Below are 25,011 nucleotides of genomic sequence, written 5' to 3' on the forward strand. Positions count from 1 at the left end.
GGAGATCCGAATGCAAGGCACGTTTATTGGTTTTAATACCGCATCAATTAAATATGAAGACAAATTTTTAGCTTTAATGCTCAAAGTAAAGCTGAGTAATCAACTTTGCCAGTCTTACTATCTTCAGGCCCAGGCGCTTACCGACCTCCTGTTAGTTTTACAACACAGGATGGCCATCGTATTACAGCGCTTAAACGCTGAAGGTGAAAGTTATAAGAGCGAACTGGTCGCTTTTAATGAGCAGCTCATAGAAAACACCCCGGTTATAGATATGCCGGAAGTCCAGCAGCCCAATTCGGAAAGGCGAGTCATATCGATTACGTTAAAACCAGGAGATACCTGGTCAACGCTCATTCTGGTGCTGCAAAACGAGCAAGTTGCTACGCTGCGCATTGATGATATGCAGGTTGAAGCGCTGCTGGTTGGAGTTCAGCAATCTCTTAAAAACGCCGGTGATAACGAACTGATTAAAAATTTAACGTCATCACTGGAAAGCCTGATGCTATATGCCCTGGATTTAACGAATAACAAGAATGTTGATTATCAACAGTACATCCAGGATGAGTGGAAGCTCAATCTGTTTTCCCATTATCTGGGCGTGCTGTACTGCTGTGATACGGAGGCAGGACGAAAAATCATCTCCGGCGCGGTGATTAAAACCAACGCCGCCCATCCGTCAGAACAGGAGAATAGCGTAGTGATGCGCTTAATTGAGAAGAGCCCAAAACTGAAAGAAGTGCACGCAAAGCATCAGCCCTGCCAGATTTTTAGCCAAATTATTCCTTCTCAGCCGGGAAGAATGCTGTCGCTGGAGGAGTGCCTGCGGCCTTTACATGCGTTCTACATGGCGACACAGGCCAAAATCAACGCGCGCTAAAAAATATGCCAGGTGCCTCTATTGGCTCAAAAGAGGCACCTGTTAAATCAATTCGGGCACTTATAAACCTGGCCGTTCATTTGGCTATCTGTCGGGACAAAGCTGGACAACAGATTCTGCGTCGGGCTGCTGACGCCGTAAATCACGTTGCCTCCCATTTCTGCCGCATGGTTACGCAGAGCGTTTGCCGCACCGCGCATAGAGCCGCCTTCATCACCATTCTGCCCGGACAGCCAGTTGCTCTGCGTACCGGTCGCAGTGCCTAACAGCTGGCATTCGGAACCCGGTTTATCCTCAACAAAGCGTACGTTCTGGCCACCAGAGGTCAATTCGTTGCTGGAGCTGCAACCTGCTAACAACAATGCTGCGCCGACAATCCCTGCTAAATATTTTACCTGCATGTTATTCCCCACGATCAATGAGCTGGACGCACTGGCCCGGATGTACAACCTTATACTAAAAAGACGACAAAAAGAAAAACCCCCGAGCATTTCTGCCCGAGGGTTCTTTATTTCTAAGGGGTATAGCGCACGATTACATCATGCCGCCCATACCGCCCATGCCACCCATACCGCCAGCAGCACCTAAGTCAGGCGCGTCGCTTTTCGGCAGGTCAGTAACCATGCACTCGGTGGTGATCATCAGACCAGCAACGGATGCTGCGTACTGCAGAGCAGAACGCGTCACTTTGGTTGGGTCCAGGATACCGAAGTCGATCATGTTGCCGTATTCTTCAGTTGCGGCGTTGTAACCGTAGTTACCTTCACCGGCTTTCACGTTGTTAGCAACAACTGACGGCTCTTCACCGGCGTTGGATACGATCTGACGCAGCGGAGCTTCCATTGCGCGCAGCGCAACTTTGATACCGACGTTCTGATCTTCGTTCTGAGCGGTCAGGCCAGCCAGTTTAGCCGCAACGCGAACCAGCGCTACGCCACCACCGGCAACCACGCCTTCTTCAACCGCAGCACGGGTCGCGTGCAGGGCATCGTCAACGCGTGCTTTCTTCTCTTTCATTTCAACTTCGGTCGCTGCGCCAACTTTGATTACCGCAACGCCGCCTGCCAGTTTCGCAACGCGCTCCTGCAGTTTTTCACGGTCGTAGTCAGAAGTCGCTTCTTCGATCTGCTTACGGATCTGAGTAACGCGGCCCTGAATCGCAGCTTCTTCACCCACGCCATCGATGATGGTGGTGGTGTCTTTGTTGATAACAACGCGTTTCGCCTGACCCAGGTCTTCCAGAGTCGCTTTTTCCAGCTCCATACCGATCTCTTCAGAGATAACGGTACCGCCGGTCAGGGTTGCGATGTCCTGCAGCATAGCTTTACGACGATCGCCGAAGCCCGGAGCTTTAACCGCAGCCACTTTAACGATGCCGCGCATGGTGTTCACCACCAGGGTCGCCAGCGCTTCGCCTTCTACGTCTTCAGCGATGATAACCAGCGGTTTGCCAGCTTTCGCTACGGCTTCCAGAACCGGCAGCATTTCGCGGATGTTGGAGATTTTTTTGTCAGCCAGCAGGATGAACGGGCTTTCCAGCTCAACAGCACCGGTTTCCGGCTTGTTGATGAAGTACGGGGACAGGTAGCCGCGGTCAAACTGCATACCTTCAACCACGTCCAGTTCGTCTTCCAGACCGGTACCGTCCTCAACGGTGATAACGCCTTCTTTACCGACTTTGTCCATCGCTTCCGCGATCAGTTTACCTACGGTTTCGTCGGAGTTAGCGGAGATGGTACCTACCTGAGCAATGGCTTTAGAGTCAGAGCACGGTACGGACAGCGTTTTCAGTTCTTCAACGGCGGCAACGACAGCTTTGTCGATACCACGTTTCAGATCCATCGGGTTCATACCCGCAGCAACGGCTTTCAGGCCTTCAGCGATGATAGCCTGAGCCAGTACGGTTGCGGTGGTGGTACCGTCGCCTGCAGCGTCGTTCGCTTTAGAGGCAACTTCTTTCACCATCTGCGCGCCCATGTTTTCGAACTTGTCTTCCAGCTCGATTTCACGCGCTACGGAAACGCCGTCTTTAGTGATGGTTGGCGCACCGAAGGATTTGTCCAGAACCACATTACGGCCTTTCGGGCCCAGGGTTACTTTAACTGCGTCTGCCAGTACGTTTACGCCGCGCAGCATTTTCACACGAGCGTCGTTACCGAATTTTACGTCTTTAGCTGCCATTTTATCTTTCCCTTAAATTCGTATGTTCAGTGTCGTTCGCGGATTACGCTTCAACAATTGCCAGAATGTCGCTTTCGGACATGATCAACACTTCTTCATTGTCGATCTTCTCGGACTTCACGCCATAGCCATCGTTGAAAATGACGATGTCACCAACTTTAACGTCCAGAGGCTGCACGGTTCCGTTTTCCAGGATGCGGCCCTTACCGACAGCGATGATTTCGCCACGAGTTGATTTTGCTGCCGCAGAACCGGTCAGAACGATGCCGCCAGCAGACTTCGTTTCAACTTCTTTACGTTTGACGATCACACGATCATGTAACGGACGAATACTCATTTTGATAGCTCTCCTTTGAGAAAGTCATTATCAGTTATGGATGACGCCGGTCCGCACACGGTTTTCCGGCTAGTGCCCTGAGAGATGGGGATGGGGTTTTACCGCTTCAAGGGGAAACGCAAAAAAAAATTTGTCCTCGTGCTCGGACGCACATAAATTTGCCGTCCTCGCCCGAGGTCATAAGCAAAAGCGATTGTGATACCATCCTTTTTTTGCCGGGCGCAAGGTTGAATCATGAGTGGTTTAAAACAGGAGTTAGGGCTGGCTCAAGGCGTGGGATTACTCTCCACGTCATTACTGGGAACCGGGGTCTTCGCCGTTCCGGCACTGGCCGCGCTGGTCGCCGGCGATAACAGCCTCTGGGCCTGGCCGGCGCTGATTTTACTGGTGTTTCCCATCGCTATCGTCTTTGCGACGCTGGGCCGCCACTTTCCCAGCGCCGGCGGCGTGGCGCATTTTGTGAATATGGCCTTTGGCCCGCGTCTGGCGCGCGTCACCGGCTGGCTCTTTTTATCGGTGATCCCGGTGGGATTACCCGCGGCCCTGCACATCGCCACCGGCTTTGGTCAGGCGCTTTTTGGCTGGCACGACAGCCAGCTGCTGCTGGCCGAGCTGGGAACGCTGGCGATTATCTGGTGGGTCGGTTCCCGCGGAGCCAGCTCCAGCGCCAATCTACAGACGTTGGTTGCCGTGCTGATTGTCGCCCTGATCGTCGCCATCTGGTGGCGCGGCGCGATCAATCCCGCGCAGATCCCCTTCCCGGCGCCCGCTGAAATCGATAGTTCGCAGCTTTTCTCCGCGCTTTCCGTGATGTTCTGGTGCTTTGTCGGGCTGGAGGCTTTTGCACACCTGGCCTCTGAGTTTAAGCAGCCGGAACGCGATTTCCCCCGCGCGCTGATGATTGGCTTATTACTGGCGGGTTCCGTCTACTGGGCCTGTACCGTGCTGGTCCTGCATTTTCATGCCTTTGGCGAGGAGATGGCCGCCGCCGCGTCGCTGCCCAATATCGTGGTGCACCTCTTTGGCGTGCAGGCGCTGTGGATTGCCTGCGTTATCGGCTATCTCGCCTGCTTCGCCAGCCTCAATATCTATATTCAGAGTTTTGCTCGCCTGGTCTGGTCGCAGGCGCAGTACAAACCCGAGAGCTATCTGGCCCGGCTGTCGCCGCGACAGATTCCGCGCAACGCGCTGAACGCGGTGCTCGGCTGCTGCGTCATTAGCGCGTTATGCATTTATGCGCTCAATATCAATCTTGATGCGCTGATCGTCTACGCCAACGGCATTTTTATTATGATCTATCTGCTGTGCATGCTGGCGGGCTGCCGTTTGCTTGAGGGACGTTATCGCGCGTTAGCGGCGTTTGGCAGCCTGCTGTGCCTGCTGCTGCTGGCGATGGTGGGCTGGAAGAGCCTTTACGCGTTTATCATGCTGGCGGTACTGTGGCTGTTTTTACCGAAGCGCAGGCTGGCGGAGGGGTATTCCAGGCCGGAGTAACCGGCCCGGGCAATGCATGTTAGTCGCGGCGATCGTCTTTATGATCGAGACGGTCGCGTTCGTCGTCTTTACGCTGGTATTCGCCTTCAAAGGTATCGCCGCCGCCCGTTTCGGCGCTAAACCCGCCGCCCGGCATTCGGCTAAAGCGCAGATGCGGCATCAGTTTTAAGGTCAGATGCTTCTGTACCGGAGGTAACAGCAGCAGCAGCCCCAGGAAATCGGTAAAGAACCCCGGCAGAAGCAACAGCAAACCGGCGATAATCAGCGACACGCTTTTGATCATCTCTGCGGCCGGGCTCTCCCCCGCCGCCATCTTCTGCTGCATCAGCATGAGGTTTTTAAAGCCCTGGTTTTTCACCAGCGATATCCCCACCACCGAGCTGAAGATCACCAGAATCAGCGTCAGCAGAACGCCAAGCACATGAGCGACCTGGATAAAGATCGAGATTTCAATGTAAACGTATAAAAAAACGGCAATTAACGGAATCCAACGCACCGGCGTCTCCTTCATTAACAGACGCCAGCATCGGCGCCCGTAGTCATAGATGTGCTATTCGCATCAGCAAGATGTTGGGCCAAAACGTCACTTTTCAATCGTAAAAAAAGCTTATTTTTTTCAAAATTAGAAAACCGGTGACTCATTTCACAGATTAATAATTCTTATAAGATTCACTACATAATAAGTGATCAGGGCGGCTGATATTCGCTATCATCAGCATATGATCGTGGGCACCGGGCCGATTAAGGAAATAATCTGCGGCCAGAAAATGCGCTAGATCCCATTAATTCTGCGTATTTGGTGAATTCATAGGCAGCTTGAAAGAGAAGGTTCACATGTTAAACAACATTCGTATCGAAGAAGACCTGTTGGGTACAAGGGAAGTTCCAGCTGACGCTTACTACGGCGTCCATACTCTGAGAGCGATTGAAAACTTCTACATCAGCAACAACAAAATCAGCGATATCCCTGAATTTGTCCGCGGAATGGTGATGGTGAAGAAGGCCGCTGCGCAGGCTAACAAAGAGCTGCAAACTATCCCCAAAAGCGTCGCCAATGCCATTATCGCCGCCTGCGATGAGGTCCTGAATAACGGCAAATGCATGGACCAGTTCCCGGTCGATGTGTTCCAGGGCGGCGCGGGCACTTCCGTTAACATGAACACCAACGAAGTACTGGCGAACATCGGCCTTGAGCTGATGGGCCACCAGAAAGGCGAATATCAGTATCTCAACCCGAACGACCACGTTAACAAATGCCAGTCCACCAACGATGCCTACCCGACCGGTTTCCGCATCGCGGTCTACGCCTCCATCCTCAAACTGATCGATGCGATTAATCAGCTGGGCGAAGGCTTCCAGCAGAAGGCCGTAGAGTTCCAGGACATTCTGAAAATGGGCCGGACTCAGCTACAGGATGCGGTACCGATGACCCTCGGTCAGGAGTTCCACGCGTTTAATGTTCTGCTTAACGAAGAGACCAAATGCATTCTGCGCACCGCGGAACTGCTGCTGGAAGTGAACCTTGGCGCGACCGCTATCGGCACCCGTCTGAACACCCCGGATGGCTATCAGCAGCTGGCGGTACAAAAACTGGCGGAAGTCAGCAACCTGCCGGTTGTCCCCGCGGAAGATCTGATCGAAGCGACCTCCGACTGCGGTGCCTACGTGATGGTCCACAGCTCTCTGAAGCGCCTGGCGGTAAAACTGTCCAAAATCTGTAACGACCTGCGCCTGCTCTCTTCCGGCCCGCGCGCTGGCCTGAACGAAATCAACCTGCCTGAACTGCAGGCGGGCTCTTCCATCATGCCCGCCAAGGTTAACCCGGTGGTCCCGGAAGTCGTCAACCAGGTATGCTTCAAAGTAATCGGTAACGACACCACCGTCACCATGGCTTCCGAAGCGGGCCAGCTGCAGCTGAACGTGATGGAACCGGTGATTGGCCAGGCGATGTTTGAATCTATCCATATTCTGACCAACGCCTGCTACAACCTGCTGGAAAAATGCGTCAGCGGCATCACCGCCAACAAAGCGGTATGTGAAAGCTACGTCTACAACTCTATTGGCATCGTCACCTACCTCAACCCGTATATCGGCCACCACAATGGCGATATCGTCGGCAAAATCTGCGCTGAAACGGGCAAAAGCGTCCGGGATGTGGTGCTTGAACGCGGCCTGCTGACCGCGGCGGAGCTGGACGATATCTTCTCTGCGCAAAACCTGATGCATCCGGCCTATAAAGCGAAGCGTTATACCGATGAAAGCGAACAGTAGGTTTTCCGATTAAACTAACCACGGGCATGTCAGCGATGACATGCCCTTTTTGTTCTTATTGATTTACTAAATTACAACAACCCAATATCAACTTGTTAATAAAACAAGGAAGGCAAATATGTTTGGTGCAGAACTCGTTATTGTCCTGCTGGCGATTTATCTGGGAGCCAGGCTCGGGGGAATCGGCATCGGTTTCGCCGGTGGCCTGGGCGTCCTCGTCCTGACCCTCGTGTTTCAAATTAAACCTGGCGCGATCCCCTTCGACGTCATTGAAATCATTATGGCGGTTATCGCCGCTATCGCCGCCATGCAGGTCGCCGGAGGGATGGATTACCTGGTCAGCCTTGCCGAACGAATGCTCCGGCGTCATCCCAAATACATCACCTTTCTCGCGCCGCTGGTCACCTGGTTTATGACCGTGCTTGCCGGAACCGGGCATACGGCGTTCTCAACCTTACCGGTTATCACCGAAGTGGCAAAAGAACAGGGCATCCGCCCCTCACGCCCGCTCTCCATTGCGGTGGTCGCTTCGCAGATTGCCATTACCGCCTCGCCGATTTCCGCAGCGGTGGTCTTCTTTGCCGGTATTCTCGAGCCCCTGGGCGTCAGCTACCTGACGCTACTGGCGATCTGTATTCCGGTTACCCTGATTGCCGTCATGCTTACCGCCATCGTCTGTAACTTCCTCGGCTGTGAGCTGAAAGACGACCCGATTTATCAGGAGCGGCTGGCAAAAGGGGAAGTCAAACTGCGCGGCAGCCAGGTTTTTGAACTGAAGCCGCACGCCAGACGCTCGGTATTACTGTTTCTGATCGGTATCGTCGCGGTGATGTTCTACGCCACCGCCATCAGCGATACCGTAGGGCTGATCCAGGATCCGGTCCTGCCGCGTAACGAAGCGATTGTGGTGTTTATGCTGACTATCGCGACGCTGATAAGCATCACCTGCAAAATCGACACCGGTGAAGTGCTCAACGCCAGCACCTTTAAATCCGGCATGAGCGCCTGCGTCTGCGTTCTCGGTGTCGCATGGCTGGGGGATACTTTCGTCAAAGCCCACATCAGCGATATCCAGACCGTGGCGGGCGACCTGCTGCACAACTACCCGTGGCTGCTGGCGGTGGTGCTGTTCTTCGCCGCGACCCTGCTATATTCCCAGGCCGCGACCACTAAGGCGCTGATGCCCGCCGCGCTTATGCTGGGCGTGAGCCCGCTTACCGCCATCGCCTCATTTGCCGCCGTCTCCGCCCTTTTCGTTCTGCCGACCTACCCCACCCTGCTGGCGGCGGTCGAAATGGATGACACCGGCTCCACCCGCATCGGCAAATATGTCTTTAACCATGCCTTCCTGATCCCCGGCGTCATCGCCATTACGCTATGCGTGATCCTCGGGTTTATTTTCGGCGGCATCATGCTGTAAATCTCTTCAAATTCGGGCCAGATCCTGGCCCGTTTCGTTAATCCTCCCTATCTTGCATGCTATAGTGCCTCTTTTCGCTGATACGAGGTTCACGATGACGATGCCTGATGCTGTTGTTGTACTCTGTACCGCGCCGGATGAAGCGACCGCCCAGGACCTGGCGGCCAAAGCGCTGGCGGAAAAACTCGCCGCCTGCGCCACTCTCCTGCCGGGAGCGACATCGCTCTACTACTGGGAAGGAAAACTGGAGCAGGAGTATGAAGTGCAAATGCTGCTGAAAACCGACCTTGCCCATCAGCAGGCGCTGCTGGACTGCCTGAGGTCCCATCACCCGTATCAAACCCCTGAACTTCTGGTTCTGCCCGTTATTCACGGAGACAACGATTACCTCTCATGGCTCAACGCATCATTACGCTGATCCTGCTGCTTTGCAGCACATCGGCCATTGCCGGCCTGTTCGACGCCCCTGGCCGCTCGAACTTTGTTCCTGCTGACCAGGCTTTTGCCTTCGATTTTCAGCAGAATCAACACGATCTTAATCTGACCTGGCAAATCAAGGATGGTTACTATCTTTACCGTAAACAGATAAAGCTGACGTCCGCAGATGCGGCGTTTACCGACCCCTCGCTGCCTGCAGGCGAATGGCATGAGGACGAGTTTTACGGTAAAAGCGAAATTTACCGCCAGCGCCTGACCGTGCCGGTCACTCTGACTCACGCCGCCGCCGGCGCGACTCTTACCGTGACTTATCAGGGATGCGCGGATGCCGGTTTCTGCTATCCGCCGGAAACCAAAATCGTGCCGCTCGGCAACGCGCTCGCGCGCTCCAGCAGCGATACCGCCGTCGGGCAACCCGGGCTGACCCCGCCTCTGCCGCTGGAAACGCGCCCGGCGCTGCCGGTAGAGTCGCCGTCCGACCTTCCGCCCCCCGCTGTGGACAATAAAGATGCCGCTCTCCCCTTTAGCGCGCTGTGGGCGCTCTTGATTGGTATCGGCATCGCGTTTACCCCATGCGTGCTGCCGATGTATCCGCTGATTTCCGGCATCGTGCTGGGCGGGCAAAAACGCCTCTCCACCGCCCGCGCGCTGCTGCTGGCCTTTATCTACGTCCAGGGCATGGCCCTAACCTACACCGCCCTGGGGCTGGTCGTTGCCGCTGCGGGCCTGCAGTTCCAGGCGGCGCTACAGCACCCTTATGTGCTGATCGGCCTGTCGGTGCTGTTTATCCTGCTGGCGCTGTCGATGTTTGGTCTGTTTACGCTCCAGCTGCCTTCGTCGCTGCAAACGCGCCTGACGCTGATGAGCAATAAACGCCAGGGCGGTTCACCTGGCGGCGTATTCGCCATGGGGGCGATTGCCGGATTAATCTGCTCGCCCTGTACCACCGCGCCGCTGAGCGCCATTCTGCTCTATATCGCCCAGAGCGGTAATCTGTGGCTGGGCGGCGGTACCCTGTACCTCTACGCGCTCGGCATGGGGCTGCCGCTGATCCTGGTAACCGTATTCGGTAACCGTCTGCTACCGAAAAGCGGCCCGTGGATGGCCCACGTCAAAACCGCCTTTGGCTTTGTAATCCTGGCGCTGCCGGTATTTTTACTCGAGCGTATCGTGGGCGAACCGTGGGGCCTGCGGCTTTGGTCGCTGCTTGGCGTCGCCTTTTTTAGCTGGGCGTTTATTACCTCGCTGGGCGGCACGCGCCCCTGGCTGCGTATTGTGCAAATAGCGATGCTCGGCGCCGCGCTGGTCAGCGCCCGTCCGCTGCAGGACTGGGCTTTCGATGCGCCGGTCGCGCAACGGCAGTCCCATCTCCAGTTTACCCGTATCCATAGCGTCGATGAGCTCAACCAGGCGCTGGCGCAGGCGAAAGGTAAACCGGTGATGCTCGACCTGTACGCCGACTGGTGCGTGGCCTGCAAAGAGTTCGAGAAATACACCTTTACCTCACCTGAGGTTCAACAGGCCCTGAAAGAGACCGTTCTGCTGCAGGTTGATGTCACCAAAAATAGCGCGCGGGACGCGGCGCTGCTGAAGCACCTCCAGGTGCTCGGCTTGCCCACCATTCTGTTTTTCAATGAACAGGGCGAGGAGCAGCCCATGCAGCGCGTCACCGGCTTTATGGATGCCGCGGCATTCAGCGCCCATTTGCGCGATCGACAACCGTGAGCGACACTGTAGGAGGAATAATGGAGGAAAAGACCGTGCAACGTGAAGATGTCCTGGGTGAAGCCATCCAAATCCTCGAAATCGAGGGTATCGCTAACACCACGCTGGAAATGGTCGCCGAGCGCGTGGCTTACCCGCTCAATGACCTCAAACGTTTCTGGCCTGACCAGGAAGCGCTGCTGTACGACGCGCTTCGCTATCTCAGCCATCAGGTCGATGCCTGGCGCCGCCAGCTTTTACTGGACGAGTCGCTCAGCGCGGAGCAGAAGCTGCTGGCCCGCTACGCCGCGCTGACCACCTGCGTAAGCAACCATCGTTACCCCGGCTGCCTGTTTATTGCCGCCTGTACTTTTTATCCGGACCCTCAGCATCCGATCCATCAGTTGGCCGAGCAGCAAAAGCAGGCTTCGCTGGCCTATACCCATGAACTGCTTAGCCAGCTCGAAGTTGACGATCCGGCAATGGTCGCAAAGCAGATGGAGCTGATCGTTGAAGGCTGCCTGAGCCGACTGCTGATCAAGCGCAGCCAGACGGATGTCGATACCGCGCGTCGCCTGGCAGAAGACATTTTGCGTTTTGCCCAGTGCCGTATGGGCGGCGCCCTGACCTGATTCCGATATCTTAACCAATTCATCGCGCATATAATCCCCTCCTCATCGATATGCTGACAGGGTTTGATATGCGCTCTCTTCTTTGGGTTGCCATCATGGGGCTGTGTTCGACACCGCTCCTGGCAGCTTCTCCGCAAGGCTTTTCTTTCGCGCACAAAGACTGGGAGCTCGCCTGCGACAACACCGGGACCTGCCGAGCCGCCGGCTATGGCGCCACCATGGGCGAAGTCAGCGTTCTGCTGACCCGCAATGCGGGCGCGGCGCAGCACGTCATCGCTGTGGCGACTTTCGCGCAAACCGAACGCGATATCCCCCCTGACGCAACGGTAAATCTGTTCATTGACGATCGGGATAACGGCCCACTTGAGGCCGCCGACGAGAGCCACTTTCGCTTTGATGACACCCAAACGGCGGCCCTGATTCAGGCCCTGGAGCACAACGGCAAAATTGAGCTTGCCCTTAACGGCGAGCGTAAGACGCTCTCCGACGCGGGCAGCAGCGCCGTATTCCTGAAAATGGATGAGTTTCAGCAGCGTCTGGGCACTGCCGATGCGCTGTTACGCCAGGGCGACGCCGGTGATGACAATATTTTATCAGCCGCGCCCGCACCGGAAATTATCGCCGCACCGGTCATCCACAATGCCGCCACCGTAGCGCTGACGGCAAAGCAGCGGCAGAAACTCCGTCCCCAGCTCGTCCCTCTGCTAAATAGCCATTGCGACGACTGGCAAAACGCGGATATCCCGGCATCTGAGCGCCAGATCACCGCAACGCCGTTGGATAAAAGCCACACGCTGATTCAGGCGCTGTGCTGGCGCGCTGCCTACAACGACGGCTATGCAACGTGGGTGGTCGACAAGGCGTTTATGACCCAGCCTCAGCTGGTCACCACCGACGCCTCCAGCTATGCCGACGGCGTGCTCACCTTTTTCAATAAAGGCCGCGGTATCGCCGACTGCATCAGCGGTGAAGAGCGCGTCTGGGATGGCAAAACGTTTGTCCAGAGCCTGAAATACTCCACCGGCGACTGCCGGGAGATCGCCCCCGGCGGCGCGTGGATGCTGCCCACCTTTGTGAGCCAGGTTATCCCGAAGCAGCAGAAAGATGCCGATAACAACGCGCTGAAAGCGCTGTATAACGCCGTATTAAAGGAGCAGAAGGCCAATCCTGAACTGGATCTGAATAATATCGCCGAGCAGTTCCCCCTCAGCGGGAACGTCAGCCATTTTACGCTGACCTACGCGGACGACTCTCTGGTATCAACGACGAAGCCGTCCGCCGATATCAGCGATGATGAGTGGCAGGCGTTTCTCCAGTCTGATATCAGCGCCGACTCCGAAAACGGTAAAGTGAGCTTTACGCTGGTCGACCTCGACGGAGACGGTAAACGCGATTTAATTATCGACAGCTACGTTGGCGGCACCGGACTCTTTAGCTATACCGGGATACTAAAACGCAGCGACGACGCTTTTGCTGCGGTTAACAGCGATGATAGCGGCAATGGCGATGATTTTGACGCAGGCGTTCCGGGCGCGCTCTATTCTCTCAACGGCCGCGGCGCCAACCAGTGGAGTCACTGGGTGCGCATTAACGGCCAGGTTTATGCGCTCTGGTACAACGGCCAGTTTGGCGAAGACAATCTCTATCTGTTGCGCCCGTTTGGCCCCTCAGGCAGTACGCCGGCAGTGACAATCCGCTATCGCTACACCCTTAACGACATTCGCTCGCCGGAAAAAGACCAGCCTCTGATGCCCGCGCTGAATGAGCGGGAAAAGTCAGACCTGCTGAAGTCGCTGGAAGTGATGCAGAGCAGCCTGCTCAAGGATAAGCCACAGAGCGACAATGACGCGCCAATTTGCCCTATTCCTCCGGGCACATCATCCGACGACGCGGAAAACTACTATAGCGGGGTAGCGTCGAACTATATCTATGAAACCGTGGCATATATCCCGGTCTGGCTGAACGATAAATGTTTTATCGGCACCATCTTTAGCCACCACGGCGCCTATCGTCACGGCGTCGATGCGGAAATCACGATCAGCTCGCCGCGCGATGACGAAGACATTGTTGGCGACTACGCGATTTCTGGATTACGCCGCGCTATCTCGGTGACCAGCGGCTGGAAAATCCGTGAAGGCGACAACGGGATGATGTAATTTTCAGCAAAAAAGCGTATTCAGGCGCAGAATTGCCGCAAACTTAAGCAACCGGTAGATAAATCGAGAAATTTGATTGACGCCGCGTACGGATTACGGTTTAATGCGCCCCGTTGCCCGGATAGCTCAGTCGGTAGAGCAGGGGATTGAAAATCCCCGTGTCCTTGGTTCGATTCCGAGTCCGGGCACCACTATTCAGAGAACCCAGCCTATGGCTGGGTTTTTGCTTTTCTGCGGCCGGACTCTCCATCGTACTCCGTTCGATTATTCGCCGCGCAGCGGCTCACCCCTTCGGGGCCAGCGCGACAAGCGCGCTGTTCAACGCCTGCGGGGAGAGCTGAGTGCGTCGAACAATTAAACTTCATTAAAACTCTTTTTTGCGGAGCCCTTTCGAGCTCCGCGGACGCTGCTATTTCAACAGGGATTTAACTTTTCTGCCCACCCGACGAACCAGACTTCTGCCTCTGTTGGCGCCCTGAACATGAATGGCTTCATAAAGGGCATTAAAGCGGTCATGGGCCCAGCCATCTCTTTGCTGGGAAATAAGACCATCAATCTTATGATTTAAAAGCTGCAGTTCATTGCTGACAGAGTGGCCGCCATTGATGCTACGCAGTCGGCTCACCTCGCTCTCAAGCTCATGAATTTTTTCAAGGTAAGCAGGAATCAACCCCATCGCATAGTTATATTTCACATTTTCATCCATAAATGGACGGAAACTACGATAGTTGTTTTTGCTCTTATTTCCGCTCAACAACATTCCGGAGTTTGCTACTCTGTACCAAAATAGCGGTTCAGGAACGAGCCGCAATTTATAGCCTTGTAAGGAGACTTTCGCAAAAAATTCCCAATCTTCATGGCCTAAACCATAATCTTCAGTAAAGCCACCGATATTGTCGAAAGCTTCTTTGCGGATAAGGGCATTCGCATCGCCAAAGCAGTTACTAAAGCTGGCGATATTTAAATCGGGGCCTAACGGCAGCCAGCAGTGCGTCATTTTACGGAACGGAGAAGGGAACTCCTCACCAAAAATGAGATCGCTTGGGGTGGTTAACACATCGGCCCCGGAGTTTAATGCTGCCGTGACAAATGTCTCAACCTCAAAAGGTTTAGCGACATTATCATCGTCCATAAACATCAGATATTCACCGGAGGCGTGTCGCGCAGCCAAATTTCGCGCTGCGCCCAGGTAGTTATTAGAACTACGGATGATTTTCCAGCCTCGAGCGTTAAAATCGTTCTCGATAAGGTTCAAATATCGATGAGATTCTTCTTTTGTACTTCCATCATCAACTAAAATGACTTCAATATTTTGATACGTCTGCGTTTTAATTGAGGCAAGTGCCTGCTGGAGCAAATGGTGGCGATCGAAATGAGTGATACACACGCTAACTAACGGGCGATTCGATTCATCTATTTTCTTGAAGACGCTGTTATCTTTTCGCTCAATAGCGGCAAACCACGCTGCCTGGATATTTTCCTGTGACTCAACCAGCCCAGGCTTGATATTTATATTTTTTAAGCGATAGTGGATTTTACCGTACAAATCAACCGGCGTTGGGGTAAACAGAACCTCAGCATGATGCTCTTGCGGAATCAGTTCTGGAATTCCTCCAACGTTTGAGGCGAGGAAGTTAACGTTATTAACCAGACACTCATAAACTGTATACGGGGAGTTTTCAACGAGCGATGGGATGATGACTAATACATTTTTTCTTTTTATATATTCATTAGCATTAGTACGATCGTAATCGCTGATGATATTGACTGCCAGCCCCAGATTTTTGGTCTGGTTCATGATATAAGTAAAGGAATCAATTTTACCCAGCGTGACATTCTTCCCGAGGAAGGTCACGCCAGAGATCGTCTCTTTGTCTTCGTCAGAGAGTTTTCTTAATGCGCGCAGGAAGATATCGAGCCCTTTACGGGTTTCAAGTCGGCCGAAAAATACAAGCTCAACGCCTGAAGCGGGTGTTTCATTTGTTTTTACGACAACATCACTTCTCGTCTCAAACCCTTGAAATGGCTCACAATTTAAAATAACGCGGCGTTCTTCAGGCACATTCCAGTGTTTACTCAACATCCAGTCAATTAAATACTGAGAAGGACTAACGACTTCATCAGCCATCTCAACAACCATTTTCTCCATATAATAGAGTTCAAGATGATTCTGATCATATGGAAGCTGGTAATTACCTTCATCAGCCCATAATGTTGAGCTATGGGTATTGACAATGAATTTTGTATTCTCAAAATCAGTGCCATTCTTTTTACTTAATAAAGCGTAATACAGATCCGCCTGCCATTCACAAGAAATAATAGTGTCGTAGACATTATTTTCTTTCAGCCAGAGCAAAATAGAGTAACTTTTTCTTCTAAAATAAGGCGCGTCAATATTAATCTCTTTTACCAGACCGGTACTTAGCAGATTAATACCAAAGGTGCTATAAATACGTGACCAATCGCTAAAAGTTGATGCAGAAGACTCCGAATAGTCACCACATGTATACAATACATCGACATCATAACCCTTTTTTGCCAAAGTAGTGGCAAGGGCAGTGAAAGCAGTACCAATGCCGCCGTTACGGACAGGCCCCTCTATGTCCGGCGTCATTATAAGAACTTTTTTCATTGTGATCTTTCCTTAGTAACCTAGACTTTTCTATAATAATGAGTGAGTTGAAGTAATATTAAGATAGCAATCAATAGCTTCTGTTAAACAGGATAAAAAATGACCAGTGCAGAGTTAAAATTTGATTTATTTCTAAAATCCTATCATCCATCTCATCGATTTGTCTATAAGGCAAACCCCGGTAACGCGGGTGATGGCGTGATTGCATCGGCAACGTACGACTTTTTCGAACGAAATGCGCTTACCTATGTTCCTTACAGGGCCGATGAGCGCTACAGCGCTGATACTGATATTTTAATTTTTGGTGGCGGAGGAAACCTCATAGAAGGACTGTACGCTGAGGGCCGCGATTTTATTCAAAGTAATATTCACAAATTTCACAAAACGATCATTATGCCTTCGACCATCAGAGGGTATAGCGATTTATTCACTAATAATATAGATAAGTTAGTTGTCTTTTGCCGAGAAAATACCACTTTCGATTATATAAAATCTCTCAGCTATGAACCAAATAAGAACGTATTCATTGCTGATGACATGGCATTTTATCTCGATCTTAGCCAGTACCTGTCTCTTAAACCTGCCTATAAACAACAGGCAAACTGTTTCAGAACAGATTCAGAGTCTCTGACAGGAGAACATAAAGAAAACAATCATGATATTTCGCTCACGTGGAATGGCGACTATTGGGATAATGAATTTCTGGCACGAAACTCTACCCGCTGCATGATCAACTTTCTTGAAGAGTATAAAGTTGTAAATACCGATAGACTTCACGTGGCAATTTTAGCCTCCCTGCTGGGAAAAGAAGTCAATTTCTACCCTAACTCATACTACAAGAATGAAGCCGTTTATAATTACTCGCTGTTAAATCATTACCCAAAAACGTGCTTTATTACTACCAGCTAAAAAATGCAGCGTATATTAATACGCTGCAAAAAAATTCACATAACCTTTACAGCATTATCAATTATTGCCTGCCAGCCTTCACGCGAGTATTCATTTGCCCGGCTATAGTCGGCAAATCTATCGATTGCGCCAATAAAAAGATTATCAGTCACTTTCTTGATTTCACCTGGAGCTGAACTTTCCACGTTACTTTTCACGTAAAGTATTTTACTGTTACCGTGCTTCTTAAACTCTTTTGCTAAAGCGAATACTATATCATCAAGATTATTGCCATTGCTTTTTACGACAAAAATTTTATTGTCATCAACAAGGCTTTTCTTAAATTTGCTTATCAGGTAATTAATCTTCTCTACTTCTTTTTTATAAATAAGATCATTTTCCTGTTCAGAATAACGCCAGACCCAGCCATCATTTTTATTATCGCTATACATTTCAGTATGAAAACAAATATCATACTGCTGATCAAGCACCATATCCTGCCAGGATGGGGTCAGGTTTTCATAGACATACAAACCAGCAAAATCAGATTCTATTAGTTTTAGAAGAGCATGATAGTTTTTTATTAAAGTCCAACGAAACAAGCTGCCTTCATCATAACCTGACTCTCTGAGAAAGAAAGCAAACTCACAATTATCACCGAGACTTTCGAAACGCTGTAATTTATTCATCATTGTTTTCCAGAAGGGGAACCGGAGGATTATACAATAAGGTACCTCTGGCTAACACCAAAAATGTCGTCAGATGCCGTCCGCGCAGGGCAACATAACGCGGTGAAAACATGGCATATTAGCATGACGCCCCCTCGTGAGATTATCGCGCGTTCTGTCCCGATATGACGCATATAACCCATTGATAATATATTTTTTTCAGGCCGGGCCCGGATAAAGCCGCCCGGCGGAAACCCAGGCTCGGGAGCGAAGCGAGCCTCAGGCAAACATCTTTCTTCCCAGCTGGCGCCCCGCCTCCAGATGCGCCTCCGCCGTTTTCAGGTCCGGCAACAGCAGCATCTGCGAACTGGCTACCGTCGCCCCGCAGTAATCAAAAATCCCGTGGACAATCTGCGCATTAAAAGCATCGGTAAATCCGTGCTTGTCATACGTTTGTTGACTCGCTGCGCCTAATGCCACCAGATGCACCCGCAGGCGGCCCAGCTTCTTCACGACATCGCCGTCGGCGGTCTCCTCATAGGCCCAGCCGTTTGAAAACACGCGGTCAACCCAACCCTTTAACAGCCCAGGCATCGACCACCAGTAAACGGGAAAAACCAGCACCAGCGCGTCGGCGTTATCAATTCTGGCCTGCTCGGCCATCACGTCGGGCGGCGTGTCGCCGGTTTGCAGAAATGCGGCGATATCCGGCTCGGCAAATACCGGGTTAAAGCCTTCCTGCGTTAAATCCGCTATGTCAGCCGTATGCTGCGGGCCGGATTCGGCAATTCCTTGCGCAATCGCCGTCGCTACGCTGTGAGTCAGCGACGTCTTGAGAGGATGAGAAACCACGATTAATGCATGCATGACGGATACCCCAGTTGCGCTATAACGATATTGGACGTAGTCTTATATACCAACAGTAACCTACCATCAGTAAGTTACCTTTAGTATATTAATATGTCAACGGGAGAATGTTTCCATGTCTGAACCACTCGTACGTCAGCGTTTAACGCGAGAAGAGCGGCGCAAGCAGCTGATTGATGTCGCCTGGCATATTATTCGGCAAGAAGGGACCGATGCTCTGACGTTGGGTTATCTGGCGACGCAGGCGGGCGTGACTAAACCCGTGGTTTACGATCACTTTGACAGCCGTTCAGGGCTTTTCGCGACGCTTTATCGCGAATACGACCAACGCCAGACGGCGCGAATGGATGAGATACTGCGCAATACCGAACCGAATGCGGAGAAGCTGGCCTCGGCGATCGCCAACGCCTATATCGAGTGCGTGCTGCTTCAGGGGCGCGAGATGCCCAGCGTCATGGCCGCGCTGGCCGGGACGCCAGAGCTGGAGAAGATCAAACAAGAGTGCATCGCCACCTTTACCGGAAAATGTCGGGACTATTTTTCGCCGCTTTGCGAGAGTGAGAATCTCAGCGAGGCGGCCATTCTCGCCATGCTCGGCTCCGCCGACGGGCTATCGGCCGCGGTAGTGAACGGCGTCATCACGGAGCAGCAGGCTAAAGATGAACTCTTTCAGGTCATTATGTCGATGCTGCAGCGCTGCTGTCATCGCTAAATCGCGCCCGCCGTCCGGCGGACGCGTTGATTATCAGCCGCCCGCTTTCTTGATCGCCGCATCCAGCGAGGCTTTATCCGCCAGCCCCGGGAATACGGTGATCGTCGCTTCCGTGGCGCCGGTAGTCGGCATCACGATAACGCCCGGCGTCCCGCTCAGGCCAATTTCCTGCGCCAGCTGATTGGTGCTTTCCAGTACCGGCTCAACGTCCGCCGCTTTCTTCGCGTCGAAATTCACTTTCTTCGCCTGCTGCTGGATGTCGGCAGCCGTCAGCTTGCCTTCGTTATGTCCGGTGGAATAGATCCCGTTATGGTAGGTCAGATAAGCCTCTGCGCCCTTCTGCTGATAAATCTGCAGGCCGGTTTTGGCCGCTTCAAGCGAGGTTTCCCAACGGCTGCCAAAGATCGGCCACTCTTTAAAGGCAAAGCGGGTCTGCGGGTTCTCTTTAATCACCTGCTCCATTACCGGCGCCAGACGACTGCAGTAAACGCACTGATAATCAAAGAATTCAATGACCGTGACTTTGCCCTCTTTCGGGCCGTAGGTTGGCGTATTTTTATCCTGGGTCAGCGCAGCCGCATTCTTCAGTACCGCCTGGGTCGCGGCGCTGGCCTGCTGCTGTTGCTGAATTTGCTGTAGCTTCTGGCTGGCCTGCAGCAGCACTTCCGGATGCGCGACTAAGTAATCCGCGGCGATTTTGCCAATACGGGCCTCTTGTTCAGGCGTAAAAGTCGGCGCATCAGCAGCGGTCGCCATAAGCGGAAACAGGGTAGCGCCGATAAAGGCAAATGTGAGTAAATTCTTATGGCCGGGCATGTAGTTAGTCCTTGCGATAGGTGAACGGCAGATGTATTTCTACGAACAAAATATCATCCTTTGCCTGCGAATCATTGCCGGACCATGCAATGATTGGTAACGATATTTTTCAATCACTCGCTGCGCGCGGTCTCTCTGTAAGGTGGCCAGAGTGCCCTAACGAGAGTACGCTTCACCCCTGCGTTTTTCCGTAGGTTCTCTTTTTTGGTTCGATGAGTTGGGTATGAATGCGTTTTTCAGTCAGTGGGACGTGGCGGTTATTCTGCTGCAAATTATTGCTATCGATCTGTTATTGGGTGGCGACAACGCGGTGGTGATCGCGATGGCCTGCCGTAAACTGCCGCCTCAGCAGCGTACCAAAGCGATTATCATCGGCACCGTCGGCGCAATAGCGGCGCGCGTGCTGCTGCTGGCCATCGCGATCTATTTACTCTCATTGCCGTGGCTTAAAGTGGTCGGCGCGCTGATGCTACTGTGGATTGGCATCAAGCTGGTGACCAATCAGGAAGAAGAGAATGATGTCAGCAGCTCCAGCAGCCTGTGGCGTACCGCGGTCACCATTACCGTTGCCGATGTCATTATGTCGCTGGATAACGTGCTGGCGGTGGCCGCCGCAGGAAAAGGCCATCTGCTGCTGGTCGCGCTGGGCGTATTGATCAGCATTCCGATTATCGTCCTCGGCAGCAAGCTGGTGCTGGCTATCCTCAACCGCTTCCCGTCCGTGGTGATGCTGGGCGGGGCGCTCATCGGCTGGATAGCCGGTTCCATGATGGTGACCGATGTGACCATCGTTCATCTGTTCCCCAACGCGCCCGCCGCGCTCCCCGTGATGGGCGGAGCCATTGGCGCCGCCCTTGTGCTGCTGGAAGGGTTGCGCAGAAACCGCAGGCGCTCCAGCGAATAGCTGGCGTTCACGCTTGGCCGCCGTCAATCCCGACGGCGTCAAGTTTGCGCCATTTTTCCCCCACATCCGCCCTCATTTGCCCTACGCTTAGTAAAGACACCTGATCCAGGGATCTGTAACCATAATATTGCGCATAAATGAGATAACACCATGGAATTAAAGGATTATTATGCCATTTTAGGGGTTCAGCCAACGGACGATCTGAAAACCATTAAGACCGCCTATCGCCGTCTGGCACGTAAATACCACCCCGATGTCAGCAAAGAAAACGATGCCGAAGCCAAATTCAAAGATCTCGCCGAAGCCTGGGAAGTGCTTAAAGATGACCAGCGCCGCGCCGAATACGACCAGCTCTGGCAGCACCGTAACGATCCGCAGTTTGGCCGTCAGCAGCAGCATTCCCACGAGCAGAGCTATAGCCAGCAGGACTTCGACGACATCTTCTCCTCCATGTTTGGCCAGCAGGCGCACCATAGCCGCCGCCAGCACGGCGTCCGCGGTCATGACTTAGAGATAGAAGTCGCGGTATTCCTTGAGGAGACCCTGGCCGAGCAGACGCGCACCATCAGCTATAAGCTGCCGGTTTATAACGTCTTTGGCATGGTCGAAAGCGAAACGCCGAAAACCCTTAACGTGAAAATTCCCGCGGGCGTCGTCGACGGCCAGCGGATCCGCCTGAAAGGCCAGGGCACCCCTGGCGAAAATGGCGGCCCTAACGGCGACCTGTGGCTGGTGATTCATATCGCCCCGCATCCGCTGTTTGATATCGTCGGACACAACCTTGAAATCGTCCTGCCGCTGGCGCCGTGGGAAGCAGCGCTAGGCACCAGGGTCACTATCCCGACGCTGAAAGAGAGCATCCTGCTGACCATTCCGCCGGGCAGCCAGGCCGGTCAGCGGCTGCGGGTGAAGGGCAAAGGGCTGACCAGCAAAACCACCACCGGCGACCTGTATGCGGTGATCAAAATCGTCATGCCGCCAAAACCAGATGAGAAGAGCCGTGAGCTCTGGCAGCAGCTGGCGGATGCTCAATCCAGCTTCGAGCCGCGTAAGACATGGGGGAAAGCCTGATGGCTAAGATAACAGTGACGTTCACGATTACCGAGTTTTGTCTCCACACCGGCCTTTCCGAAGAGGAGCTTAACGAGATTGTCGGCCTCGGCATGATCGAGCCGCGCCAGCCGCAGCGGGAAAACTGGCTGTTTGACGATAGCGCGGTGACCATCGTTCACCGCGCCGTACGCCTGCGCAAAGAGCTGGAGCTGGACTGGCCGGGTATCGCTGTGGCCTTAACGCTGCTGGACGAGAACGCGCGCCTGAGCCGCGAAAATCAAATTCTGCAGCAGCGGCTGGCGCGCTTTCTGACCCATAGCTAAGCCGTAGCCCGCTCTCTTCCTGCGGCACCGCCCGGTCCTTACCGGGCCCGGGCGGTCCGCGAATGACCTCAAGCCCGTAGCCGCTCAGGACATAAAAAAATGCCGCCGGGGGAAGCCCGCGGCGGCATGAATTACTGGCAAAACGATTTAGTCGTTGATGCGCGGATGCTGCTGCACCAGACGAGAACGTTTTTCCTGCAGGTCGGCGATTTCCTGATCGATATCTTCGATTTTATGTTCGATGTTATCGTAGTGCTCGCCGAGAATTTCTTTCGCTTCCTGAATATCCGAAGCCGCTGGCGTCGCCCCTTTCAGCGGACGATTGGCGGTCTCTTTCATCGACAGGCCGGTAATCAGACCAATCAACGCCACCACCATCAGATAGTAAGCCGGCATCATCAGGTTCTGCGTGCTTTCCACCAGCCACGCCGCCAGAGTCGGCGTCAGACCGGCAATCAGCACCGAGATGTTAAAGGCGCTGGCCAGGGCGCTAAAGCGGATGTGAGTCGGGAACATCGCCGGCAGCGACGAGGCCATTACCCCGATAAAGCAGTTCAGCACCACCGCCAGCACCAGCAGACCGGCGAAAATCAGGCCAAGGACGTTACTGTTAATCATGATAAAGGCCGGAATCGACAGCGCGAACAGCGCCACGCTACCAATCAGGATGAACGGACGACGGCCAAAACGGTCGCTGAGCATACCGATAACCGGCTGAACGAACAGCATCCCGACCATGATGGCGATGATGATCAGCACCCCGTGGTCTTCAGAATAGTGCAGGTTATGCGACAGGTAGCTCGGCATGTAGGTCAGCAACATGTAGTAGGTCACGTTGGTGGAAATCACCAGACCGATACAGGTCAGCAGGCTACGCCAGTGTTTGGTCGCAATCTCTTTGAAAGAGACTTTCGGCCCATCCTGCAGGCCCTCGCGGTCGCCCTGCTCCATTTTATCAACGTGCTGCTGGAACGCCGGCGTCTCTTCCAGCGCATGACGCAGATAAAGACCGATAATCCCTAACGGCAGCGCCAGGAAGAACGGAATACGCCAGCCCCAGTCGAGGAAGTTCTCTTCGCCCACCACGCTGGAAATCAGCACGACTACGCCCGCGCCCATGACAAAACCGGCTATCGAACCGAAGTCCAGCCAGCTGCCCATAAAGCCGCGTTTACGGTCAGGCGAGTACTCTGCAACAAAGATAGAGGCACCGGTATATTCGCCGCCCACCGAGAAGCCCTGCGCCATTTTACACAGCAGCAGCAGGATCGGCGCCCAGATACCAATCGTGGCATACGACGGAATAAGGCCGATACAGAATGTACTTATCGACATGATAACGATGGTTATCGCCAGAATCTTTTGTCGACCGTATTTATCGCCCAGCATCCCGAAGAACAGGCCGCCTAATGGACGAATTAAGAAGGGAACCGAGAAAGTACCGAGCGCGGCAATCATCTGCACGCTGGGGTTGGCATCGGGGAAAAAGACCTTACCAAGCGCATATGCAACAAAACCATATACCCCAAAATCGAACCATTCCATCGCGTTACCCAGCGACGCTGCGGTAATCGCTTTCTTCAGTTTGCTATCATCAATGATGGTCACATCCCGAAGCGTGATGGGTTTTACTTTTTTCCTTTTAAGCATAATTATCCTCTTTTGCTCTCGCCTTGAGCGCACGAATCTCCGCCGAATGACAAGGTCATTCGCGTCATGCGTTGGGAGCGGCGAATTGCTGTGCTCCACATTTCAAGCGTAGCAGGTTTGCCTGCACTGTCTGCTGACAGTCCGTACAACCGAACCTGTTGACGCCTGCTCTGGCCATAATGAAATAAGCGGTACCGCTAATAAGTGTAGTGAATTTGCGTTCTCGCCTTTTTACCCTAACAGCGTTTAAATTTGGGATCAACTTCACAAAAATTTACCTACCCTTAAACAGAGTCATCCAAAAGCAATAAGTTCAATGAATATTGGAACTTAGCGATACATTTCCGGAAATATCCTGCGCTTTTTATGAAAATAAGCCCGCCAGGCCTCACGATATATATCCTCTTTCTCCGCTGCGATAAGTCATAAAAAAGGCCCGACAAAAGTGCGGGATTGCGTTATAATCAGCATTACTTTCGGCTATCAGCCGCCATTTAAAGGACCAACGTCCTGTTTTACCCAGTAATCGCGAGGAACGTCATGCAACTGCCACACTGCCCAAAATGCCATTCTGAATACACTTATGAAGACGGCGGCATGTTTATCTGCCCGGAATGCGCCCACGAATGGAACAATGCCGAGCCTGCGGACGATAACGACGCGCTGGTGGTCAAAGACGCCAACGGTAATTTACTCGCTGACGGCGACAGCGTCACCGTGGTAAAAGATCTGAAGGTTAAAGGCAGCTCTTCGATGCTAAAAATCGGCACTAAAGTGAAGAATATCCGCCTGGTTGAAGGCGATCATAATATTGACTGTAAAATAGATGGTTTTGGCCCGATGAAGCTAAAATCCGAATTTGTTAAAAAGAACTGATTTTATTCCCCCGACGCCCGTTGTCGGGGGGAAATATATTTTCCCGTGGCCTCCCGGAATCCCTCGCTGCCGCCTGGCTTAATTCTGCAATCCCCTTCTACGCTTAATGGAA

The 25,011-nt window shown here is 53.0% G+C and carries 23 protein-coding genes and 1 tRNA gene; 15 read left to right on the plus strand and 9 right to left on the minus strand.

Annotated features, from left to right (window positions below; genetic code table 11):
* Positions 1 to 10 precede the first annotated feature (10 nt).
* Positions 11 to 877, plus strand: a complete 867-nt coding sequence (gene yjeJ, locus SIK97_RS12520) for a YjeJ family protein (protein ID WP_032747589.1) — start codon at positions 11 to 13, stop codon at positions 875 to 877.
* A 47-nt stretch (positions 878 to 924) separates the two neighbouring features.
* Here the strand turns inward: yjeJ and SIK97_RS12525 are convergent, their stop codons facing one another.
* From SIK97_RS12525 to SIK97_RS12535, 3 genes are all read right to left on the minus strand, one after another.
* Entirely contained in the window at positions 925 to 1,278 is a 354-nt protein-coding gene (locus SIK97_RS12525) for a DUF4156 domain-containing protein (RefSeq protein WP_004097909.1), read from the minus strand.
* Between the two features lie 133 nt (positions 1,279 to 1,411).
* Positions 1,412 to 3,058: a chaperonin GroEL gene (gene groL / locus SIK97_RS12530; protein WP_032747587.1), complete on the minus strand. Its 1,647-nt coding sequence runs from the start codon at positions 3,056 to 3,058 to the stop codon at positions 1,412 to 1,414.
* A gap of 43 nt (positions 3,059 to 3,101) precedes the next feature.
* Positions 3,102 to 3,395: a co-chaperone GroES gene (locus tag SIK97_RS12535; protein ID WP_003855929.1), complete on the minus strand. Its 294-nt coding sequence runs from the start codon at positions 3,393 to 3,395 to the stop codon at positions 3,102 to 3,104.
* Positions 3,396 to 3,629: 234 nt separating this feature from the next.
* Between SIK97_RS12535 and yjeH the strand changes: the two genes are divergently transcribed.
* On the plus strand, positions 3,630 to 4,889 hold the full coding sequence (gene yjeH / locus SIK97_RS12540; protein WP_025107653.1) for an L-methionine/branched-chain amino acid transporter: 1,260 nt from the start codon (positions 3,630 to 3,632) through the stop codon (positions 4,887 to 4,889).
* A 19-nt stretch (positions 4,890 to 4,908) separates the two neighbouring features.
* On the opposite strand, the gene SIK97_RS12545 is transcribed toward yjeH, so the two are convergent.
* Positions 4,909 to 5,385 (minus strand): FxsA family protein, encoded by a 477-nt coding sequence (locus SIK97_RS12545; RefSeq protein ID WP_057172997.1) that lies wholly within the window; start codon positions 5,383 to 5,385, stop codon positions 4,909 to 4,911.
* A gap of 338 nt (positions 5,386 to 5,723) precedes the next feature.
* Between SIK97_RS12545 and aspA the strand changes: the two genes are divergently transcribed.
* From aspA to SIK97_RS12580, 7 genes are all read left to right on the plus strand, one after another.
* Positions 5,724 to 7,160: an aspartate ammonia-lyase gene (gene aspA, locus SIK97_RS12550; protein ID WP_004097898.1), complete on the plus strand. Its 1,437-nt coding sequence runs from the start codon at positions 5,724 to 5,726 to the stop codon at positions 7,158 to 7,160.
* Positions 7,161 to 7,278: 118 nt separating this feature from the next.
* Positions 7,279 to 8,580 carry an anaerobic C4-dicarboxylate transporter gene (locus SIK97_RS12555; protein ID WP_014227594.1) on the plus strand — a complete coding sequence of 434 codons (1,302 nt, stop codon included), beginning with the start codon at positions 7,279 to 7,281 and terminating at the stop codon, positions 8,578 to 8,580.
* A gap of 94 nt (positions 8,581 to 8,674) precedes the next feature.
* The gene (gene cutA, locus SIK97_RS12560) at positions 8,675 to 8,998 is read left to right on the plus strand and encodes a divalent cation tolerance protein CutA (RefSeq protein WP_032747586.1); all 324 of its coding nucleotides are present in this window, start codon (positions 8,675 to 8,677) and stop codon (positions 8,996 to 8,998) included.
* Positions 8,974 to 10,743 (plus strand): protein-disulfide reductase DsbD, encoded by a 1,770-nt coding sequence (locus SIK97_RS12565; protein WP_032747585.1) that lies wholly within the window; start codon positions 8,974 to 8,976, stop codon positions 10,741 to 10,743. Before cutA ends, SIK97_RS12565 begins: the two co-directional genes overlap by 25 nt.
* A gap of 35 nt (positions 10,744 to 10,778) precedes the next feature.
* The gene (locus SIK97_RS12570; RefSeq protein ID WP_009653888.1) at positions 10,779 to 11,354 is read left to right on the plus strand and encodes a transcriptional regulator; all 576 of its coding nucleotides are present in this window, start codon (positions 10,779 to 10,781) and stop codon (positions 11,352 to 11,354) included.
* Positions 11,355 to 11,422: 68 nt separating this feature from the next.
* Positions 11,423 to 13,510: a DUF1176 domain-containing protein gene (locus tag SIK97_RS12575; RefSeq protein WP_057172993.1), complete on the plus strand. Its 2,088-nt coding sequence runs from the start codon at positions 11,423 to 11,425 to the stop codon at positions 13,508 to 13,510.
* Positions 13,511 to 13,625: 115 nt separating this feature from the next.
* Positions 13,626 to 13,701, plus strand: a tRNA-Phe gene (locus SIK97_RS12580).
* Positions 13,702 to 13,919: 218 nt separating this feature from the next.
* Here the strand turns inward: SIK97_RS12580 and SIK97_RS12585 are convergent.
* Positions 13,920 to 16,142, minus strand: coding sequence for a glycosyltransferase (locus tag SIK97_RS12585; RefSeq protein ID WP_049079893.1), 2,223 nt, complete (start codon positions 16,140 to 16,142; stop codon positions 13,920 to 13,922).
* 99 nt (positions 16,143 to 16,241) lie between these two features.
* Between SIK97_RS12585 and SIK97_RS12590 the strand changes: the two genes are divergently transcribed.
* The gene (locus SIK97_RS12590) at positions 16,242 to 17,051 is read left to right on the plus strand and encodes a polysaccharide pyruvyl transferase family protein (protein WP_004097886.1); all 810 of its coding nucleotides are present in this window, start codon (positions 16,242 to 16,244) and stop codon (positions 17,049 to 17,051) included.
* A gap of 35 nt (positions 17,052 to 17,086) precedes the next feature.
* Here SIK97_RS12590 and SIK97_RS12595 read toward each other — a convergent pair whose 3' ends face one another.
* Together SIK97_RS12595 and SIK97_RS12600 are read right to left on the minus strand one after the other, a co-directional pair.
* Positions 17,087 to 17,722 carry a hypothetical protein gene (locus SIK97_RS12595; protein WP_223852518.1) on the minus strand — a complete coding sequence of 212 codons (636 nt, stop codon included), beginning with the start codon at positions 17,720 to 17,722 and terminating at the stop codon, positions 17,087 to 17,089.
* 255 nt (positions 17,723 to 17,977) lie between these two features.
* Positions 17,978 to 18,565, minus strand: a complete 588-nt coding sequence (locus SIK97_RS12600) for an NAD(P)H-dependent oxidoreductase (RefSeq protein ID WP_032747547.1) — start codon at positions 18,563 to 18,565, stop codon at positions 17,978 to 17,980.
* A gap of 115 nt (positions 18,566 to 18,680) precedes the next feature.
* Here SIK97_RS12600 and SIK97_RS12605 point away from each other — a divergent pair, with 115 nt between their 5' ends.
* Positions 18,681 to 19,277 (plus strand): TetR/AcrR family transcriptional regulator, encoded by a 597-nt coding sequence (locus SIK97_RS12605; protein ID WP_032747545.1) that lies wholly within the window; start codon positions 18,681 to 18,683, stop codon positions 19,275 to 19,277.
* A gap of 33 nt (positions 19,278 to 19,310) precedes the next feature.
* On the opposite strand, the gene SIK97_RS12610 is transcribed toward SIK97_RS12605, so the two are convergent.
* Positions 19,311 to 20,093: a DsbA family protein gene (locus SIK97_RS12610; RefSeq protein ID WP_014837164.1), complete on the minus strand. Its 783-nt coding sequence runs from the start codon at positions 20,091 to 20,093 to the stop codon at positions 19,311 to 19,313.
* A gap of 223 nt (positions 20,094 to 20,316) precedes the next feature.
* Between SIK97_RS12610 and SIK97_RS12615 the strand changes: the two genes are divergently transcribed.
* The 3 genes from SIK97_RS12615 to cbpM all read left to right on the plus strand — a co-directional run bounded on the left by SIK97_RS12615 (position 20,317) and on the right by cbpM (position 22,373).
* Complete coding sequence (locus tag SIK97_RS12615) at positions 20,317 to 20,997, plus strand: TerC family protein (protein ID WP_004097877.1); 681 nt, start codon at positions 20,317 to 20,319, stop codon at positions 20,995 to 20,997.
* A gap of 150 nt (positions 20,998 to 21,147) precedes the next feature.
* A complete protein-coding gene (gene cbpA, locus SIK97_RS12620) occupies positions 21,148 to 22,068 on the plus strand; it encodes a curved DNA-binding protein (protein ID WP_014227587.1) in 921 nt (306 codons plus the stop codon).
* The gene (cbpM, locus tag SIK97_RS12625) at positions 22,068 to 22,373 is read left to right on the plus strand and encodes a chaperone modulator CbpM (RefSeq protein WP_004097873.1); all 306 of its coding nucleotides are present in this window, start codon (positions 22,068 to 22,070) and stop codon (positions 22,371 to 22,373) included. The genes cbpA and cbpM overlap by 1 nt, the downstream gene beginning before the upstream one ends.
* 147 nt (positions 22,374 to 22,520) lie before the next feature.
* Here the strand turns inward: cbpM and proP are convergent, their stop codons facing one another.
* On the minus strand, positions 22,521 to 24,023 hold the full coding sequence (gene proP / locus SIK97_RS12630) for a glycine betaine/L-proline transporter ProP (RefSeq protein ID WP_004097871.1): 1,503 nt from the start codon (positions 24,021 to 24,023) through the stop codon (positions 22,521 to 22,523).
* Positions 24,024 to 24,563: 540 nt separating this feature from the next.
* Here proP and SIK97_RS12635 point away from each other — a divergent pair.
* On the plus strand, positions 24,564 to 24,899 hold the full coding sequence (locus SIK97_RS12635) for a zinc ribbon domain-containing protein YjdM (RefSeq protein ID WP_004097870.1): 336 nt from the start codon (positions 24,564 to 24,566) through the stop codon (positions 24,897 to 24,899).
* Positions 24,900 to 25,011: the final 112 nt, after the last annotated feature.

Source organism: Klebsiella sp. JN_Kp126, from assembly GCF_033843325.1.
GTDB lineage: Bacteria > Pseudomonadota > Gammaproteobacteria > Enterobacterales > Enterobacteriaceae > Klebsiella > Klebsiella michiganensis.

Excerpts from the sequence above, each read along its gene's own strand:
- SIK97_RS12610 (WP_014837164.1), bottom strand. The coding sequence starts at position 20,093 with ATGCCCGGCCATAAGAATTTACTCACATTTGCCTTTATCGGCGCTACC.
- cbpA (WP_014227587.1), top strand. The coding sequence starts at position 21,148 with ATGGAATTAAAGGATTATTATGCCATTTTAGGGGTTCAGCCAACGGAC.
- SIK97_RS12575 (WP_057172993.1), top strand. The coding sequence starts at position 11,423 with ATGCGCTCTCTTCTTTGGGTTGCCATCATGGGGCTGTGTTCGACACCG.
- SIK97_RS12525 (WP_004097909.1), bottom strand. The coding sequence starts at position 1,278 with ATGCAGGTAAAATATTTAGCAGGGATTGTCGGCGCAGCATTGTTGTTA.
- cutA (WP_032747586.1), top strand. The coding sequence starts at position 8,675 with ATGACGATGCCTGATGCTGTTGTTGTACTCTGTACCGCGCCGGATGAA.
- SIK97_RS12565 (WP_032747585.1), top strand. The coding sequence starts at position 8,974 with ATGGCTCAACGCATCATTACGCTGATCCTGCTGCTTTGCAGCACATCG.
- proP (WP_004097871.1), bottom strand. The coding sequence starts at position 24,023 with ATGCTTAAAAGGAAAAAAGTAAAACCCATCACGCTTCGGGATGTGACC.
- SIK97_RS12590 (WP_004097886.1), top strand. The coding sequence starts at position 16,242 with ATGACCAGTGCAGAGTTAAAATTTGATTTATTTCTAAAATCCTATCAT.
- SIK97_RS12555 (WP_014227594.1), top strand. The coding sequence starts at position 7,279 with ATGTTTGGTGCAGAACTCGTTATTGTCCTGCTGGCGATTTATCTGGGA.
- SIK97_RS12595 (WP_223852518.1), bottom strand. The coding sequence starts at position 17,722 with ATGATGAATAAATTACAGCGTTTCGAAAGTCTCGGTGATAATTGTGAG.
- cbpM (WP_004097873.1), top strand. The coding sequence starts at position 22,068 with ATGGCTAAGATAACAGTGACGTTCACGATTACCGAGTTTTGTCTCCAC.
- SIK97_RS12605 (WP_032747545.1), top strand. The coding sequence starts at position 18,681 with ATGTCTGAACCACTCGTACGTCAGCGTTTAACGCGAGAAGAGCGGCGC.
- SIK97_RS12600 (WP_032747547.1), bottom strand. The coding sequence starts at position 18,565 with ATGCATGCATTAATCGTGGTTTCTCATCCTCTCAAGACGTCGCTGACT.
- groL (WP_032747587.1), bottom strand. The coding sequence starts at position 3,058 with ATGGCAGCTAAAGACGTAAAATTCGGTAACGACGCTCGTGTGAAAATG.
- SIK97_RS12615 (WP_004097877.1), top strand. The coding sequence starts at position 20,317 with ATGAATGCGTTTTTCAGTCAGTGGGACGTGGCGGTTATTCTGCTGCAA.
- SIK97_RS12535 (WP_003855929.1), bottom strand. The coding sequence starts at position 3,395 with ATGAGTATTCGTCCGTTACATGATCGTGTGATCGTCAAACGTAAAGAA.
- SIK97_RS12635 (WP_004097870.1), top strand. The coding sequence starts at position 24,564 with ATGCAACTGCCACACTGCCCAAAATGCCATTCTGAATACACTTATGAA.
- yjeJ (WP_032747589.1), top strand. The coding sequence starts at position 11 with ATGCAAGGCACGTTTATTGGTTTTAATACCGCATCAATTAAATATGAA.
- aspA (WP_004097898.1), top strand. The coding sequence starts at position 5,724 with ATGTTAAACAACATTCGTATCGAAGAAGACCTGTTGGGTACAAGGGAA.
- SIK97_RS12585 (WP_049079893.1), bottom strand. The coding sequence starts at position 16,142 with ATGAAAAAAGTTCTTATAATGACGCCGGACATAGAGGGGCCTGTCCGT.
- yjeH (WP_025107653.1), top strand. The coding sequence starts at position 3,630 with ATGAGTGGTTTAAAACAGGAGTTAGGGCTGGCTCAAGGCGTGGGATTA.